This is a genomic window from Curtobacterium pusillum (genome assembly GCF_007673235.1).
GTDB classification, from domain to species: Bacteria; Actinomycetota; Actinomycetes; order Actinomycetales; family Microbacteriaceae; genus Curtobacterium; species Curtobacterium pusillum_C.
In genome coordinates, this window is the sequence record NZ_VDZH01000001.1 from 307,323 (window position 1) to 322,484 (window position 15,162).

Here is a 15,162-nt window from a genome sequence, read left to right on the forward strand (position 1 = left end):
ACCCGACCTGCCGCGTCCGCAGAACGCCGTGGAGCCGGCCCGACGTCGGCCGGAGGCGGCAGGATGGCGGTGTGAGCCTCCAGACCGGATCCACGGCGCAGCGCGCCGACGTGCGCCGTTGGCGCCGCTACCTCGCCGACGAACGTGCGGAGGGAGCCGTGTACCGGAACCTCGCCGCCCGTCGGTCCGGCGAGGAACGCGAGATCCTGTCCGCCCTGGCCGAGGCTGAGGGGCGTCACGAGCAGCACTGGCTGGACCTCCTCGGGGACGACGTCGGACGACCGCAGCGGGGGAGCCTCCGGACCCGGGTGCTCGCCGCACTCGCGAAACGGTTCGGGTCGGTGTTCGTCCTCGCGCTCATGCAGCGCGCTGAGGACCGCTCGCCGTACGCCGACGACGCCGACGCGACCGCGAGCATGGCGGCCGACGAGCGGATCCACGGCGAGGTCGTCCGGGGCCTCGCGAACCGCGGTCGGATGCGGCTCTCGGGGACCTTCCGGGCGGCGGTCTTCGGCGCGAACGACGGGCTGGTGTCGAACCTCGCGCTCATCATCGGCGTCAGTGCGTCCGGCGCGGACCGCCACTTCGTGCTGCTGAGCGGCATCGCCGGACTGCTCGCCGGCGCCTTGTCGATGGGCGCGGGGGAGTACGTGTCCGTCCGGTCGCAGCGCGAACTGCTGACGGCGTCCGCCCCGCACCCCGAGGCGGGCCGGGCCGTGGCGGACCTCGACGTCGACGCGAACGAACTCGCGCTGGTCTACCGGGCGCGGGGCATGAGCGAGTCGGACGCGCAGACCCACGCGGACGAGGTCCTCGGTGGCGCCACGGTGACGGCTCCGGCGCCGGCGGACGACCACGAGGCGATCGGCAACGGGATGAGCGCGGCGATCTCGAGCTTCTGCTTCTTCGCCTCCGGTGCGATCATCCCGGTGCTGCCGTACCTGTTCGGACTGCAGGGCTGGGCGGCCATCGCCGTGGCGGCAGCGCTCGTCGGCATCGCGCTGCTCGGTACCGGTGCGGTGGTCGGCGTGCTCAGCGGAGCGTCCCCGATCCGTCGGGCGCTGCGGCAGCTCGCCATCGGCTTCGGCGCCGCGGCCGTCACCTACGGTCTCGGCCTGCTGTTCGGGACGGGCAGTGCCTAGACAGGCAGCACCAACGGGCAGTGCCTAGCGCCGGACCGCGGCCCGCGGGGGCAGGAGCAGGAGCGCCGCGGCACCGACGACGATGAGCGCGATGCCGGAGAACACCATGAACACGGTCAGCGCGAGCCCGGGTGCGACGAGGACGACCACGCCACCGAGGATCGAGAGCACCGCGCTGACGATCGTCGGGACGCGTGACGACCCTGGGTGCCCGACGAAGCCGCCGACCAGCGAGGCGATCCCCTCGACGATGAACCCGATCCCCGCGAGCACGGCGTAGACCACGAGCGGGATCGCGGGATCGAGCAGCGTCACCAGGCCCGCGACGCCGACGAGCGCACCCACGATCCCCGAGGTCCACCGCCAGACCGGTGGGGTCCCGTGTCCCCGGACGGCTGCGAACACGCGGAGCGCGCCGGCGACGACGAGGTACACGCCGAACAGCAGCGCGACGACGACCAGCGACGGACGCGGCCAGACGATCGCGACCACCCCGAGGGCGATCGCGACGACGGCGGTGACGATGACGAACACGCGGAACGTGCGGACGGCACGAGAGTCCACGAGCACTCCTCCCTGTCAGAACTGCTCGGTTCGACGGTACCTGCCGTCGCCGAGGTCGGTTCGTGCAACCGGATGCAACGTGGCCGGACGTAGCGTGCGGGCAGGCGCGGACCCAGCGCCCCGACAGAGTCGTCGAAAGGTGTCCACCATGACCATCGCACCCTCGCCCACCACCTACGCCGCCCCCGGCGAGGAGGGCTCGCTCGTCTCGTACCGTTCCCGGTACGACCACTTCATCGGTGGCGAGTACGTCCCGCCGGCCGGTGGCCAGTACTTCGAGAACCCGACGCCCGTCACCGGCAAGGTGTTCACGGAGATCGCCCGTGGCGACTCCACCGACGTCGACCGCGCGGTCGAGGCCGCGTGGAAGGCGTTCCCGGCATGGGGGCGGACGAGCGTCGCCGAGCGCGCCGGGATCCTCAACAAGATCGCCGACCGGATGGAGCAGAACCTCGAGGCCCTGGCGGTCGCCGAGACGTGGGAGAACGGCAAGCCGATCCGCGAGACCATCGGCGCCGACATCCCGCTGGCGATCGACCACTTCCGCTACTTCGCCGGTGCGATCCGCGCGCAGGAGGGATCGACGGGGGAGATCGACCACGACACCGTGGCGTACCACTTCCACGAACCGCTCGGCGTGGTCGGCCAGATCATCCCGTGGAACTTCCCGATCCTGATGGCGGTGTGGAAGCTCGCGCCGGCCCTCGCCGCCGGCAACTGCGTCGTCCTGAAGCCAGCCGAGCAGACGCCGGCGTCGATCCACTTGCTCGTCGACCTCATCAAGGACCTCCTGCCGGCCGGCGTGCTGAACGTCGTGAACGGCTTCGGCATCGAGGTCGGCGCGCCCCTCGCGCAGCACCCGGACATCCGGAAGGTCGCGTTCACCGGTGAGACCACCACCGGCCGGCTGATCATGCAGTACGCGTCCCAGAACCTCATCCCGGTGACGCTCGAGCTCGGCGGCAAGAGCCCGAACGTGTTCTTCGCGGACGTCGCCCAGGACAAGGACGCCTTCTACGACAAGGCGCTCGAGGGCTTCGCGTTCTTCAACCTCAACCAGGGCGAGGTGTGCACGTGTCCGTCCCGGGCACTCGTGGCGAAGGAGATCTACGACGGCTTCGTCGCCGACGGTCTCGACCGGGTCCGTGCCGTGAAGCAGGGGCACCCGCTCGACCTGTCGACGATGATCGGCGCGCAGGCCTCCAACGACCAGCTCGAGAAGATCCTGAGCTACATCGACATCGGGAAGCAGGAGGGCGCGAAGCTCCTGACCGGCGGCGAGCGTGCGGACCTCGGCGGTGAGCTGTCCGGCGGGTACTACGTCACCCCGACGGTCTTCGAGGGCGACAACTCGATGCGGATCTTCCAGGAGGAGATCTTCGGCCCGGTCCTCGCCCTGACGAGCTTCAGCGGGTACGACGAGGCCATCTCGATCGCGAACGACACGCTGTACGGTCTCGGCGCCGGGGTGTGGAGCCGCGAGGCGACCACGCTGTACCGCGCCGGGCGGGACATCCAGGCGGGACGCGTGTGGGAGAACACCTACCACCAGTACCCGGCCGGGGCGGCGTTCGGCGGGTACAAGCAATCAGGCATCGGCCGCGAGAACCACAAGATGATGCTCGAGCACTACCAGCAGACGAAGAACCTGCTCGTCTCGTACGCCGAAGGCCCGATGGGCTTCTTCTGATGAGCACCGACCGCGTGGCGGTCACGCCGGCGGCGGGGGAGCTCCTGCGCTCCCTCGCCGCCCGGCACGGCCCGCTCATGTTCCACCAGTCGGGCGGGTGCTGCGACGGCTCCAGCCCGATGTGCTACCCCGTCGGCATGTTCACGACCGGTTCCGGCGACGTGCTCCTCGGCGCGCTCGACGTCCCAGGGATCGAGCCGATCGAGGTGTACATGTCGAAGTCCCAGTTCGAGTACTGGAAGTACACCCACCTCACGATCGACGTCGTGGACGGTCGTGGCGCGGGGTTCTCCCTCGAGGTCCCCGAGGGCAAGCGGTTCCTCACCCGCTCCCGGATGTTCGACGACGCCGAGCTCGCGGATCTCGGCCTGGTGCCGGCAGGCCCTGGCCCGCGCAGGTCGGCGGACGTAGGCTGACGACACCGACGCACCGACGCGGCGGGCGGACCCGGACGGAGGACGCATGGGTGCACCCCGGACGCTCCGCCCGCTCGTCGCCGAGTCCTGGCAGCGCTCCGCCCGCGTCGACCCGGACGGCGTACCGCAACTCGCGCTCGGTGCCGACGAACTCGAGGCACTGCGCCGCCAGGGACCGCTCGGGACCGCCCTGCCGGTCGTCCGGAAGCTGCTGCTCGACGACGTCCGGGCCGCCGGGTGCATCGCTGCCGTGACCGACGCGTCGGGGCGACTCGTGTGGGTGGACGGCGCGTCGAGCGCACGTCGTGCCGCCGAGGGGATGGGGTTCGTCGCCGGGGCGGACTGGGCAGAGGACCGCGCCGGCACGAGCGCGCCGGGGACGGCCCTCCGGCTCGGCCGTGGCGTGCAGATCCGGTCGGACGAGCACTACGCGAACGCCGTGAAGCGGTTCTCGTGCACCGCCGTGCCACTCCGCGACGCCACCGGCCAGGTGGTCGGCGCCGTCGACATCACGGGCGACGACCGGGCGGTCGAGCGGCACACCCTGCCGCTGCTGACCGCCACCGTCGCGGCCGCCGAGGCCGAGCTCGCCCTCGCGGCGCTGCGACACCCCCGTCGACCTGCTGCCCGCGCGCTGCCCGGCTCCGAACTCGTCCTGCTCGGATCGGACACGGCGACGCTCCGGACGGGCGACCACGCGGTCCGGCTGTCCGAGCGGCACTCCGAGATCACGGCGGTGCTGGCGTCGACGCCCGCCGGTCTCGCCGCCGAGGACCTCGCGGCCGCCGTCTACGGCGACCGCCGCGCGGTGACCACCCTGCGGGCGGAGGTCGTGCGCCTCCGACGCGTCCTCGCGCAGCACGCGCCGGGCGCGACCCTGACGTCGCGGCCGTACCGCCTGGACGGCATCCGCACCGACGTCGACACCGTGCTGTCGGCGCTCGAACGCGGGGCGCGCCTCCAGGCCGTCAGCGGGTACACCGGGCCGGTCCTGCCGGGGTCGGCATCACCCGGCGTCGACGACCTGCGCGACCGCGTCCGCCTGCGGTTCCGCGAGGCGCTCGTCGCCGACGGCGGCTCCGACGCCCTGCAGGCGTGGGCGCGCACCGCGGACGGCGGTGCGGACGAGCAGGTGCTGCGCGCGTTGCTCGCGGTGCTGCCGCGGCGGTCGCCGCGACGCGCCGGTCTCGTGGCGGCGATCGAGGCGCTCGAACGTCCGTGACGACGGCCTGGAGGCGCGGCTCGCGTCGACCGGTCGGCCGACGGTCCGCGCCTCCCGCAGTGGTGTTCCGTGCGTCAGGAACCCGAGGTGGGCACCGGTGACGGCGTCGCGCCGTCGGCAGGCGGGGTCGGCGCGTTCCCGTCCTCCGGCGGAGTCGGGGCCTTCCCGCCCGCGGGCGGTGTGGGCGCGTTCCCGTCCTTCGGCGGGGTGGGCGCCTTCCCGTCCGGGATCGCCACGCAGCCCGGTGCGGGCGCAGGTGCCGGCGCGGCCTTCCCGTCCGCGGGCGGGGTGGGCGCCGCCTTCCCGTCGTTCCCGGGGACGCTCGGTGCACCGCTCGGCGCACCGCTGGGTGCTCCGGTCGGAGCAGCCGCCGGGGTCGTGCTGCCGCTGCTGTCCGCGACCGCTGCGGTCACGCCGAGCCCGCCGAGGAGCAGCGCAGCCGCGGCGGCCGAGCCGATGCCGACACGGCGGAGGGTCCGTCGGCGAGTGTCGTGTCGTTCGTCCTGCATGGTGTCTCCGTTCGTCGAGTCGGTGGACCGGGCGGTCCGCCGACGAGGACGACGCTCGAGCTCGAATCTGAAGCAGAACTAAAGCACAGGGGTTCCCCAGGCGGCTCCATGCTCCGTAGTGGCGGAGCCGACCTACGGTGTCCGCCGTGAACGCTGCAGCACGCATCCTCGTGGTCGAGGACGACGACGCCCTCCGCGCCGCCGTCGGGACGACGCTCCGCGCCGAGGGGTTCCTCGTCGCGGAGTCCGCTGACGGCCGGTCCCTCGTCGACGACATCGACCGAGCCGCGCCGGACCTGGTCCTCCTCGACTGGATGCTGCCCGGGCCGAGCGGCATCCTCCTGGCCGCACGGGTCCGGTCGCGCTCCGACGCATCGGTCGTGATGATGACCGCGCGGGACGAGCTGGACGACCGGTTGCGCGGCTTCGCCGAGGGCGCCGACGACTACGTGGTGAAGCCGTTCGCGATGGCCGAGCTCGTGGCACGCGTCACGGCGGTGCTCCGACGACGCGGCCGCGTGCCGTCCGTGATCGAGGTCGGCGACCTCGTGCTCGACCCTGAAGCCGCCACGGCACGCCGTGCGGGTGCGCTGCTCGACCTGACCGCGACCGAGTTCCGACTGCTCCGCTTCCTTGCCGAGAGCCGGGGGCGGACGGTGTCGAAGGGTCAGATCACGACGCAGGTGTGGGGGTACGACGATGTCGCACCGAACCTCGTCGAGGTGCACCTCAGTGCACTCCGCCGCAAGATGGAGGCGCACGGACCCCGACTCGTGCACACCGTCCGTGGGCTGGGCTACCGACTCGACATCGACCGAGGCGCCGCGTGAGGGCGCCCGACGGCCGGCTCCGCACGACGTCCCTCCGGCTCCGGACGGTCGTCGCGATCCTCGTGCTCCTCGCCGTGCTGCTGACCGGGCTCGTGGTCGCGGTCGAGGCCGTGCTCGGCGTGCGGTTGCGTGCGCAGGTCGAGGACCGTCTCCGCGACCGGGCCTCCGCAGCAGCCGCGCTCGTCGGGGTCCTCGACGCCGACGACCTCGCCGATCGCCTGTCCGCACAGGGGCTCTCGGTCCGCATCGTGCAACCCGACGGAGCCGCGGTCGAGGCCGGCCCGACTCCCGCCCAGCTCCGCGCCGGACCGCCGGACCCGAAGGCCCTGCCGGCGCCGGTACCCGCTGAGGAGGGCTCCTCGGCGGCGGGGTCCACGGCGTTCGGTGCTCGGATCACCTCGTCGTCCGTCCACGAGGACGACGGGGTCCTGACGTTGCGGTCCGACCTCGACGACGGCACCCGCATCACGCTCACGGCCGGCACCCGTGACGTGCAGGAGACCCTGGCGCAGCTCGGCTGGGTGATGGGTGGTGCCTCCGCAGCGTTCCTGGGCGTCGCGGTCGTCGGCGTCGTGGTCGTCGTCCGGCGGACCCTGCGACCCCTGGACGAGGTGACCGCCGCCGCGCGGTCGATCGCCGGCGGTGACCGTGGCCGACGCCTCCGACCCGCCCGCACCGACACCGAGATCGGCCGGGTCGCGACGGCCTTCGACGAGATGCTCGACGCGGTCGAGGGGGCGGAGGCGCAGGCGGTCGCCGCCGAGGAACGGGTCCGAGCCTTCCTGTCGGACGCCGCGCACGAGCTCCGGACGCCGGTCGCCGGCGTCCGGGCCGCCGCGGACACCCTCGTGCGGAACGGGGACGACGACCCGACGACCCGCGAGGTGCTCGCCGTGCACGTCGTCCGGCAGGCGGACCGGGCTGCGCGACTCGTCGACGACATGCTCACGATGGCCCGGCTCGACCGAGGGATCGACCTCGAACGACGGCCGACCGACCTCGTGCCGTGGCTCGACACCGAGGTCGACCGGCTCCGGCTCCGGCTGCCGCTGACGACGATCCGGGTCGAGACGCCGGACACGTCCGTCGAGGCGGACGTCGACCCCGACCGCCTCGCGCAGGTCGTCGGGAACCTCGTCGACAACGCTGCACGGGCGACCGGCCCGGAGGGAACCGTCCGGATCGGACTGACCGACACGGTGGACGGCCCGGTCCTCACGGTCGAGGACGACGGTCCCGGGATCGCGTCGGTCGACCGCGAACGGGTGTTCGACCGGCTCGTCCGACTCGAGGACGCCCGCGATGCGCGATCAGGCGGCGCCGGACTCGGGCTCCCGATCGCGCGGGGCATCGCCGTCGCACACGGCGGGACCCTCGCGTGCGGGGAGGCCGGCGACCTGGGTGGCGCGGTCTTCGTGCTGCGGCTGCCGTCGTCGGCACACGTGCACGCCGTCGCACCCCCGCCTCTGGTGCCGGGCGCATCGGCTCGGTAGCGTCGGAGCATGACCGACGGGGCGCAGGATCAGGCGAGGGTGGTGTCGGTCAGCCGTGACGACGCACACCGCTTCAGCAAACCGGTCGTCGACGAGATCGTGCTCGTCGAGGGCTGGGGCATCGAGGGCGACGCCCACGCCGGCACCACCGTGCAGCACCGGTCCCGTGTCGCCCGCGACCCCTCCCAGCCGAACCTCCGGCAGGTGCACCTCCTGCACGCCGAGGTCTTCGACGAGGTCGCGGACGACGGCTTCCACGTCACACCCGGGGCGATGGGGGAGAACGTCACCACGCGCGGCGTCGACCTGCTCGGGCTGCCCGAGGGCACGCTGCTGCGTCTCGGTGACGAGGCGGTCGTCCGCGTCACCGGTCTCCGCAACCCGTGCCAGCAGATCAACGACTTCGAGCCGGGGCTCCTCCGGGCGGTCCTCGGCCGTGCGGACGACGGCACCGTCGAGCGGAAGGGCGGCGTGATGAGCGTCGTCGTCGCCGGTGGCACGGTGCGCGGCGGTGACCGGATCGACGTCGAGCTGCCCGTCGGCGCGCACGTCCCCCTCGCCCCGGTGTGATCGTCAGGCCGTCGCGGCTCCTGTACCCTGGTGTCCTCTGCGAGTGTGGTGGAATGGTAGACACGGGGCACTCAAAATGCTCTGCTTCACGGCGTGCGGGTTCGAGTCCCGCCACTCGTACAAGGTTCTGACGCGACTGACTTCCGAGGTCTAGTAGGCTTCTGGCTGTGAGTGACACAGAAGCAACTGCACCAGCACCCCGTCGCGTCGTCGTCGCCGAGGACGAGTCGCTCATCCGCCTCGACATCGTGGAGATCCTCCGCGACAACGGATTCGACGTCGTCGGCGAAGCGGGTGACGGCGAGACCGCCGTGCAGCTCGCCACCGACCTCCGTCCGGACCTGGTCGTGATGGACGTCAAGATGCCCCAGCTCGACGGCATCTCCGCGGCGGAGAAGCTCTCGAAGAACCACATCGCTCCGGTGGTCCTCCTCACGGCGTTCAGCCAGAAGGACCTCGTCGAGCGTGCGACCGAGGCCGGCGCCCTCGCCTACGTCGTCAAGCCGTTCACGCCGAACGACCTGCTGCCCGCGATCGAGATCGCCCTCTCGCGTCACCAGCAGATCATCACGCTCGAGGCCGAGGTCGCCGACCTCGTCGAGCGCTTCGAGACCCGCAAGCTCGTCGACCGCGCCAAGGGCCTGCTCAACGAGAAGATGGGCCTCACCGAGCCGGAGGCGTTCCGCTGGATCCAGAAGGCCTCGATGGACCGTCGCCTCACCATGCACGACGTCGCCAAGGCGATCATCGAGCAGCTCAGCGCCAAGAAGTAGTCGCTCACCGACGCTCACGCAGCGCCGCCGGACCCGGTGTCCGGCGGCGCTGCTGTGTTCCCGGGGCACGCCGGGCCGACCACCTGCTTGACTGGAGCCGTGGACGACGTGGTGATCCGTGCCTCCAGGCCCGACGACATGCCCGCGGTGGCCGAACTGCGCTGGCGGTGGAGCGTGGAGGAGGGCGGCGCGACGCCCTCGACGACGTCGGAGGCGTACCGCGAGGCGATGGCGGCGTTCGCCGTCGCACACCCCGAGACACACCGCTGCGTCGTCGCGGAGCACGAGGGCCGCGTGCTCGGGATGGCGTGGCTCGGGCTCGTCGCGCGGCCACCGACACCGGACCGACCCGGGCGCCGGCTGACCGCCGACGTGCAGACGGTGTACGTGCACCCGGACCTGCGCGGGCGCGGCGTCGCGAAGCGGCTCGTCACGGCGCTGCTCGACGTGGCCGACGAGCTCGGGGTGGAGCGCACGTCGGTGCACTCGAGCGTCGACGGCGAAACGCTCTACCGTCGCCTCGGGTTCGGCGATGCGCGGCTCCTGCTCCAACGGCCGCCGGAGGACTGAACCGGTCGTTCGTCAGTTCCGGGCGGGCAGCTGCTGGAGCGTCCAGGCGTTCTCGTCGGGGTCGGTGAAGAAGACGAACCGGCCCCAGGCCATCTCGTCGACACCGATCGCGTTCACCCCGAGCCCCTGCAGGTGGGCGAGGGCCTCGTCGGCGTCGGGAACGACGACCTGGATGGACTTGAGCGATCCGGGGACCACGTCGGGGGACATGATGCCCTCGCCGAAGGCGATCGAGCAGGCCGACCCGGGCGGGGTGGCCTGGACGAACCGGAGCCCGTCGGACACCCGTTGGTCGTGGTCGATGGTGAATCCGATGCGTTCGTAGAACTCGCGAGCGCGATCGACGTCGCTCACGGGGACCATGATGAGTTCGATCTTCCAGTCCATGGCGGACTCCCTGCGTCGGTGCGAGGGGTTCAGCGGGCCTCGCGGATCATGTTGGTGATGCGCACGGTGGAGCAGCGCCGCCCCTGGTCGTCGGTCAGGACGATCTCGTGCGTGGTGAGCGTGCCGCCGAGGTGGAGCGCCGTGCAGGTGCCCGTGACCAGGCCGCTCGTGGCGCTCCGCGAGTGCGACGCGTTCAGTTCGATGCCGACGGCGTAGCGGCCGGGGCCGGCGTGCACGTTCGCGGCCATCGAGCCGAGGCTCTCGGCGAGGACGACGTACGCGCCCCCGTGCAGCAGGCCGACGGGCTGGCGGTTGCCCTCGACCGGGATGGTGCCGACGGCCCGTTCGGCCGAGAGCTCCGTGATGACCATGCCCATCTTCTCGGCGAGCTCGCCCATGCCGCGGTCGGCGAGGCGATCGTCGACGGTCCCGGTGGTGGTGGCTTCGTCGGTCACGCTGGCGGACTCCCGTGTCGGATGGCGTCGGTAGGCTGTCCGGGTGTCGGACTCCGAAAAGCCTACCCTCATGGTCATCGACGGCCACTCGCTCGCCTTCCGGGCCTTCTACGCGCTGCCGGTCGACAGTTTCGTGAACCGCGAGGGGCAGCACACGAACGCCATCCACGGCTTCATCTCGATGCTGCTCATGCTCCTCCAGCGCGAGAAGCCGACCCACCTCGCGGTCGCGTTCGACATCTCCCGGTTCTCGTTCCGCACCCGTGAGTACGAGGACTACAAGGGCACCCGCTCCGAGACCCCGGCCGAGTTCAAGGGTCAGATCCCGCTCCTGCAGCAGGCGCTCGAGGCGATGGGCATCACGACGGTCACGAAGGAGGACTACGAGGCCGACGACATCCTCGCCACCTTCGCCCGTCAAGGGTCCGAGCAGGGCTACCAGGTCTACGTCGTCTCCGGCGACCGCGACTCGATCCAGCTCGTGAACGACGACGTCACGCTGCTCTACCCGTCGGTCCGCGGGGTATCGGAACTCACCCGCTACGACCGCGACAAGGTCTACGAGCGCTACGGCATCGAGCCGCACCAGTACCCGGACATCGCGGCGCTCGTCGGCGAGACCAGCGACAACCTGATCGGCATCGACAAGGTCGGCGAGAAGACCGCGGTGAAGTGGATCACGGCGTACGGCTCGCTCGACGGTGTGCTCGAGCACGCCGATGAGATCAAGGGCGTCGTCGGCAACAACCTGCGCGAGCAGAAGGACCGGGCGATCCGGAACCGCAGGCTCAACCGGCTCGTCAACGACGTCGAGCTGCCCGTCGGTCCGGCCGACGTCGCGCTCCGTCCACTCGACGAGACCGCGGTGCGCGAGCTGTTCGCGAAGCTGCAGTTCCGCACGCTGCTCGACCGCGTGTTCAAGGTCGCGGGCTCCGGCGAGCCGTCGGGGTCCGGCGAGGCCGAGGGCTCGGTCGACAGCGGTGCGCCGACCCCGCCGCCGGTGAAGACCCTGATCGACGAGGAACTCGGCTACTGGCTCGAGCGTCGCAACGCGTCCGAGGCGGCGAACGGCTACGGCGTCGCGGTCGAGGTCATCGACGGTCGTCTCAGCGCGATCGGCATCGCGACGCACGACGATGCGGTCCTCGTGCCCGGCGGCAGCGGCGCGAAGGACTACGAGCAGCTGTCGGCGTGGTTCGCGTCGGACGCCCCGAAGCACTTCCACGACGCGAAGGAAGCCATCAAGGCCCTCGCCGGGGTCGGCATCCAGGTGAACGGCATCGCCGGTGACGCCCGCATCACCGGTTGGCTCGCGCAGCCGGGCAAGCAGGGGCAGCCCCTCACGGACCTCGTCTACCAGGAGCTCGGCGAAGAACTCCCGACGGCGGACCCGAACCAGCTCGTCCCCGAGACCGACCCGGTGAACGTGGGGGTGCACGCCTGGTTCGTGCTGCGGGTCTCCACCGCCCTGCGCGCCCGGATCGACGAGTCCTCGCTGCGGGTGCTCGACGACATCGAGCTGCCGCTCGTCCCCGTCCTCGCGGGCATGGAGACCATCGGCGTCGGCATCGACCGTCCCGTGCTGACCGGGCTCTCGCACGACCTTGGGGAGCGCGCCGCCGAGCTCGCACAGCAGGCGTTCGCCGAGATCGGGCACGAGGTCAACCTCGGGTCGCCGAAGCAGCTGCAGGAAGTCCTCTTCACCGAGCTCGCGATGCCGAAGACCCGCAAGACGAAGACCGGGTTCTCGACCGACGCCGCCAGCCTCACCGACCTGCAGGAACAGCACCCGCACCCGTTCCTCGGTCTGCTGCTGCAGCACCGCGACGCGACGAAGCTCCGGCAGATCGTCGACACGCTCGACGCCGCGGTCGTCGACGGGCGGATCCACACGCGGTACGAGCAGACCGGCAGCAGCACGGGCCGGATCTCGTCGACCGACCCGAACCTGCAGAACATCCCGGTGAAGACCGCGGTCGGCCGTCGGGTGCGCTCGGCCTTCGCCGTGGCCGAGCCGTACACGACGCTCATCACCGCCGACTACTCGCAGATCGAGATGCGCATCATGGCGCACCTCTCCGGTGACCCGGGGCTGATCCAGGCGTTCAACGAGGGCGAGGACCTGCACCGCTTCGTCGGCGCGCGGGTGTTCTCGGTCGAGCCGTCGGACGTCACCCCGGAGATGCGCACGAAGGTCAAGGCGATGTCGTACGGCCTCGCGTACGGCCTCAGCCCGTTCGGTCTGTCGAAGCAGCTCCGCATCGAGCAGTCCGAGGCGAAGACGCTCATGACCGAGTACTTCGCCCGCTTCGGCGCCGTGCGCGACTACCTCCGCGGCGTCGTCGAGCAGGCGAGGGAGGACGGCTACACGGAGACCATCTTCGGTCGCCGCCGTCCGTTCCCGGACCTCAAGAGCCCGAACCGCGTCCTCCGTGAGAACGCGGAGCGTGCCGCCCTGAACGCGCCGATCCAGGGGTCGGCTGCCGACATCATGAAGATCGCCATGCTCGGTGTCGCTCAGGACCTGCGCGAGGGCGACCTCGGGTCGCACCTGCTGCTGCAGGTCCACGACGAGCTCATCCTCGAGGTCGCTCCCGGCGAGCAGGATCGCGTCGAGGAGATCCTCCGCACCCGCATGGGCGGCGCTGCCGAACTGAGCGTCCCGCTGGACGTGTCCGTCGGTCTCGGCCCGAACTGGGAGGCGGCGGCGCACTGACGCGCGACCGTCTGTCGGACCGGAGGCACGGTGTCGGCCGGCACCGTGCCTCCAGTCCGTCTGCGGCCGGGTCGCAGACCCGTCGGCGGTCCTCGATAGGGTCGAGAGCATGACCGAAGACCGACCCGTCCGCCAGCCCTCCGCAGTCGACCGTGTCGCCGAGGACTGGGTGACCACCCTCGTCGACCTCGACCCGACCGTCGCCACGTACATCGGTGTGCCCGGGCGCACGGGGGAGTACGGCGACACCTCGCCCGCCGGCGCAGCGGCCCTCGCCGACGCCGCACGCGCAGCGAAGCGCGACCTCGACGCGGCCGACGCAGTGGACGCCGTCGACCGCGTGACGAAGACCGACCTCGGCGCCGAGCTCGACCTGATCCAGGAGTCGTACGACCGGAAGCTCCACCTCCGCGACCTCAACGTCATCGCGAGCCCGGCGCAGTCCGTCCGCGAGATCCTCGACCTCATGCCGACCGGGACCGAGTCGGACTGGCAGGACATCGCGAGCCGCCTGCAGGCGCTGCCCGACGCGCTCGAGGGCATCCGCGAGACCCTGCTCGAGGGCACCCGCGAGGACGTCACGCCCGCGAAGCGCCAGGTCGCGCTCATCGCCGAACAGGCCGCCCGCAACGGCGCCGAGGGTGGCGTCTTCCAGCAGCTCGTCGACGGTGCCGCACTGGAGGCCGGCGGCTCCGTCCCCGAGTCGCTGCGTGCCGACCTCGCCCGCGGGGCCGAGGTCGCGGCGGCCGCGTACCGGTCGTTCGGGCAGTTCCTCGAGCACGAGCTGCTGCCCCTCGCGACCCCGGTGGACGCTGTCGGGCGTGAGGCGTACGAGCTGCACTCCCGCCGCTTCCTCGGCGCCGTGGTCGACCTCGACGAGACCTACGAGTGGGGGATCGAGGAGCTCGCCCGGATGCGTGCCGAGCAGGAGCGCATCGCCGACCGCATCGAGTCCGGTGCGAGCGTCGCCCGCGCGATCGAGGTCCTCGACACCGACCCCGCCCGTGTCCTCCACGGCACCGACGCCCTGCAGCGCTGGATGCAGGAGACGAGCGACGAGTCGGTCCGGGCGATGGACGGCAAGTACTTCGACATCGCCGACCCGATCAAGCGTCTCGAGTGCCGGATCGCCCCCACGCAGGAGGGCGGGATCTACTACACGGGCCCGTCCGACGACTTCTCCCGCGCCGGTCGCATGTGGTGGTCCGTGCCGCAGGGCGTCACCGAGTTCGGCACCTGGCGTGAGAAGACCACGGTGTACCACGAGGGCGTCCCGGGGCACCACCTCCAGATCAGCCAGGGCGTCTACAACCGCGGCGAGCTGAACACCTGGCGCCGGCAGCTGTCCGGGTCGTCGGGCCACGTCGAGGGCTGGGCGCTCTACGCCGAGCGACTGATGGAGCAGCTCGGCTTCCTCGACGACGACGGCGACCGCCTCGGCATGCTCGACGGCCAGCGGATGCGCGCCGCCCGCGTGGTGCTCGACATCGGCGTCCACCTGCAGAAGACGAACCCCGACGGCGGCGCGTGGACGTGGGAGTACGCGCTCGACTTCATGCGCGAGAACGTGAACATGTCCGACGCCTTCGTGCAGTTCGAGGTGGCCCGGTACTTCGGCTGGCCGGGCCAGGCACCGTCCTACAAGGTGGGGCAGCGCGTCTGGGAGTCGATCCGTGACGAGGTCGCCGCTCGTGAGGGCGCGGCCTTCGACCTCAAGGCGTTCCACCACCGCGCCCTCGCGCTCGGCAGCATCGGCCTCGACACCCTCCGGACCGCACTGCTCGACTGAGCGGACTGACCGACAGCGGCAGGCCCGCAACCGGGT

The 15,162-nt window shown here is 71.6% G+C and carries 15 protein-coding genes and 1 tRNA gene; 12 read left to right on the top strand and 4 right to left on the bottom strand.

Annotated features, from left to right (window positions below; translation table 11 throughout):
* The first annotated feature begins 71 nt into the window (after positions 1-71).
* Complete coding sequence (locus FS532_RS01405) at positions 72-1,142, top strand: VIT1/CCC1 transporter family protein (RefSeq protein ID WP_144749668.1); 1,071 nt, start codon at positions 72-74, stop codon at positions 1,140-1,142.
* Positions 1,143-1,166: 24 nt separating this feature from the next.
* Here the strand turns inward: FS532_RS01405 and FS532_RS01410 are convergent, their stop codons facing one another.
* A complete protein-coding gene (locus FS532_RS01410) occupies positions 1,167-1,706 on the bottom strand; it encodes an HdeD family acid-resistance protein (protein WP_186321863.1) in 540 nt (179 codons plus the stop codon).
* Positions 1,707-1,854: 148 nt separating this feature from the next.
* Here FS532_RS01410 and exaC point away from each other — a divergent pair, with 148 nt between their 5' ends.
* From exaC to FS532_RS01425, 3 genes are read left to right on the top strand one after another with little or no spacing between them, the layout of a single operon-like run.
* Entirely contained in the window at positions 1,855-3,396 is a 1,542-nt protein-coding gene (gene exaC, locus FS532_RS01415; protein ID WP_144749672.1) for an acetaldehyde dehydrogenase ExaC, read from the top strand.
* Complete coding sequence (locus tag FS532_RS01420; protein WP_144749674.1) at positions 3,396-3,812, top strand: DUF779 domain-containing protein; 417 nt, start codon at positions 3,396-3,398, stop codon at positions 3,810-3,812. Before exaC ends, FS532_RS01420 begins: the two co-directional genes overlap by 1 nt.
* Positions 3,813-3,858: 46 nt before the next feature.
* Positions 3,859-5,034, top strand: coding sequence for a GAF domain-containing protein (locus FS532_RS01425; RefSeq protein ID WP_144749676.1), 1,176 nt, complete (start codon positions 3,859-3,861; stop codon positions 5,032-5,034).
* Between the two features lie 74 nt (positions 5,035-5,108).
* Here FS532_RS01425 and FS532_RS01430 read toward each other — a convergent pair whose 3' ends face one another.
* Positions 5,109-5,543 carry a hypothetical protein gene (locus tag FS532_RS01430; protein ID WP_144749678.1) on the bottom strand — a complete coding sequence of 145 codons (435 nt, stop codon included), beginning with the start codon at positions 5,541-5,543 and terminating at the stop codon, positions 5,109-5,111.
* Positions 5,544-5,689: 146 nt separating this feature from the next.
* Between FS532_RS01430 and FS532_RS01435 the strand changes: the two genes are divergently transcribed.
* From FS532_RS01435 to FS532_RS01460, 6 genes are all read left to right on the top strand, one after another.
* Positions 5,690-6,373: a response regulator gene (locus tag FS532_RS01435; RefSeq protein ID WP_260852491.1), complete on the top strand. Its 684-nt coding sequence runs from the start codon at positions 5,690-5,692 to the stop codon at positions 6,371-6,373.
* Positions 6,370-7,866: a sensor histidine kinase gene (locus tag FS532_RS01440; RefSeq protein ID WP_144749682.1), complete on the top strand. Its 1,497-nt coding sequence runs from the start codon at positions 6,370-6,372 to the stop codon at positions 7,864-7,866. The genes FS532_RS01435 and FS532_RS01440 overlap by 4 nt, the downstream gene beginning before the upstream one ends.
* 9 nt (positions 7,867-7,875) lie before the next feature.
* Positions 7,876-8,436 (top strand): MOSC domain-containing protein, encoded by a 561-nt coding sequence (locus FS532_RS01445; protein ID WP_144749684.1) that lies wholly within the window; start codon positions 7,876-7,878, stop codon positions 8,434-8,436.
* A 39-nt stretch (positions 8,437-8,475) separates the two neighbouring features.
* Positions 8,476-8,556, top strand: a tRNA-Leu gene (locus FS532_RS01450).
* 47 nt (positions 8,557-8,603) lie between these two features.
* Positions 8,604-9,209 carry an ANTAR domain-containing response regulator gene (locus tag FS532_RS01455; protein ID WP_079236134.1) on the top strand — a complete coding sequence of 202 codons (606 nt, stop codon included), beginning with the start codon at positions 8,604-8,606 and terminating at the stop codon, positions 9,207-9,209.
* A gap of 99 nt (positions 9,210-9,308) precedes the next feature.
* A complete protein-coding gene (locus FS532_RS01460; RefSeq protein ID WP_144749686.1) occupies positions 9,309-9,779 on the top strand; it encodes a GNAT family N-acetyltransferase in 471 nt (156 codons plus the stop codon).
* A gap of 12 nt (positions 9,780-9,791) precedes the next feature.
* On the opposite strand, the gene FS532_RS01465 is transcribed toward FS532_RS01460, so the two are convergent.
* Positions 9,792-10,166 (bottom strand): VOC family protein, encoded by a 375-nt coding sequence (locus tag FS532_RS01465; protein WP_144749688.1) that lies wholly within the window; start codon positions 10,164-10,166, stop codon positions 9,792-9,794.
* A gap of 29 nt (positions 10,167-10,195) precedes the next feature.
* Positions 10,196-10,564: a PaaI family thioesterase gene (locus FS532_RS01470; RefSeq protein ID WP_079238910.1), complete on the bottom strand. Its 369-nt coding sequence runs from the start codon at positions 10,562-10,564 to the stop codon at positions 10,196-10,198.
* A 100-nt stretch (positions 10,565-10,664) separates the two neighbouring features.
* Here FS532_RS01470 and polA point away from each other — a divergent pair, with 100 nt between their 5' ends.
* Together polA and FS532_RS01480 are read left to right on the top strand one after the other, a co-directional pair.
* On the top strand, positions 10,665-13,337 hold the full coding sequence (gene polA, locus FS532_RS01475) for a DNA polymerase I (protein WP_144749690.1): 2,673 nt from the start codon (positions 10,665-10,667) through the stop codon (positions 13,335-13,337).
* Between the two features lie 109 nt (positions 13,338-13,446).
* Entirely contained in the window at positions 13,447-15,126 is a 1,680-nt protein-coding gene (locus FS532_RS01480) for a DUF885 domain-containing protein (RefSeq protein WP_144749692.1), read from the top strand.
* Positions 15,127-15,162: the final 36 nt, after the last annotated feature.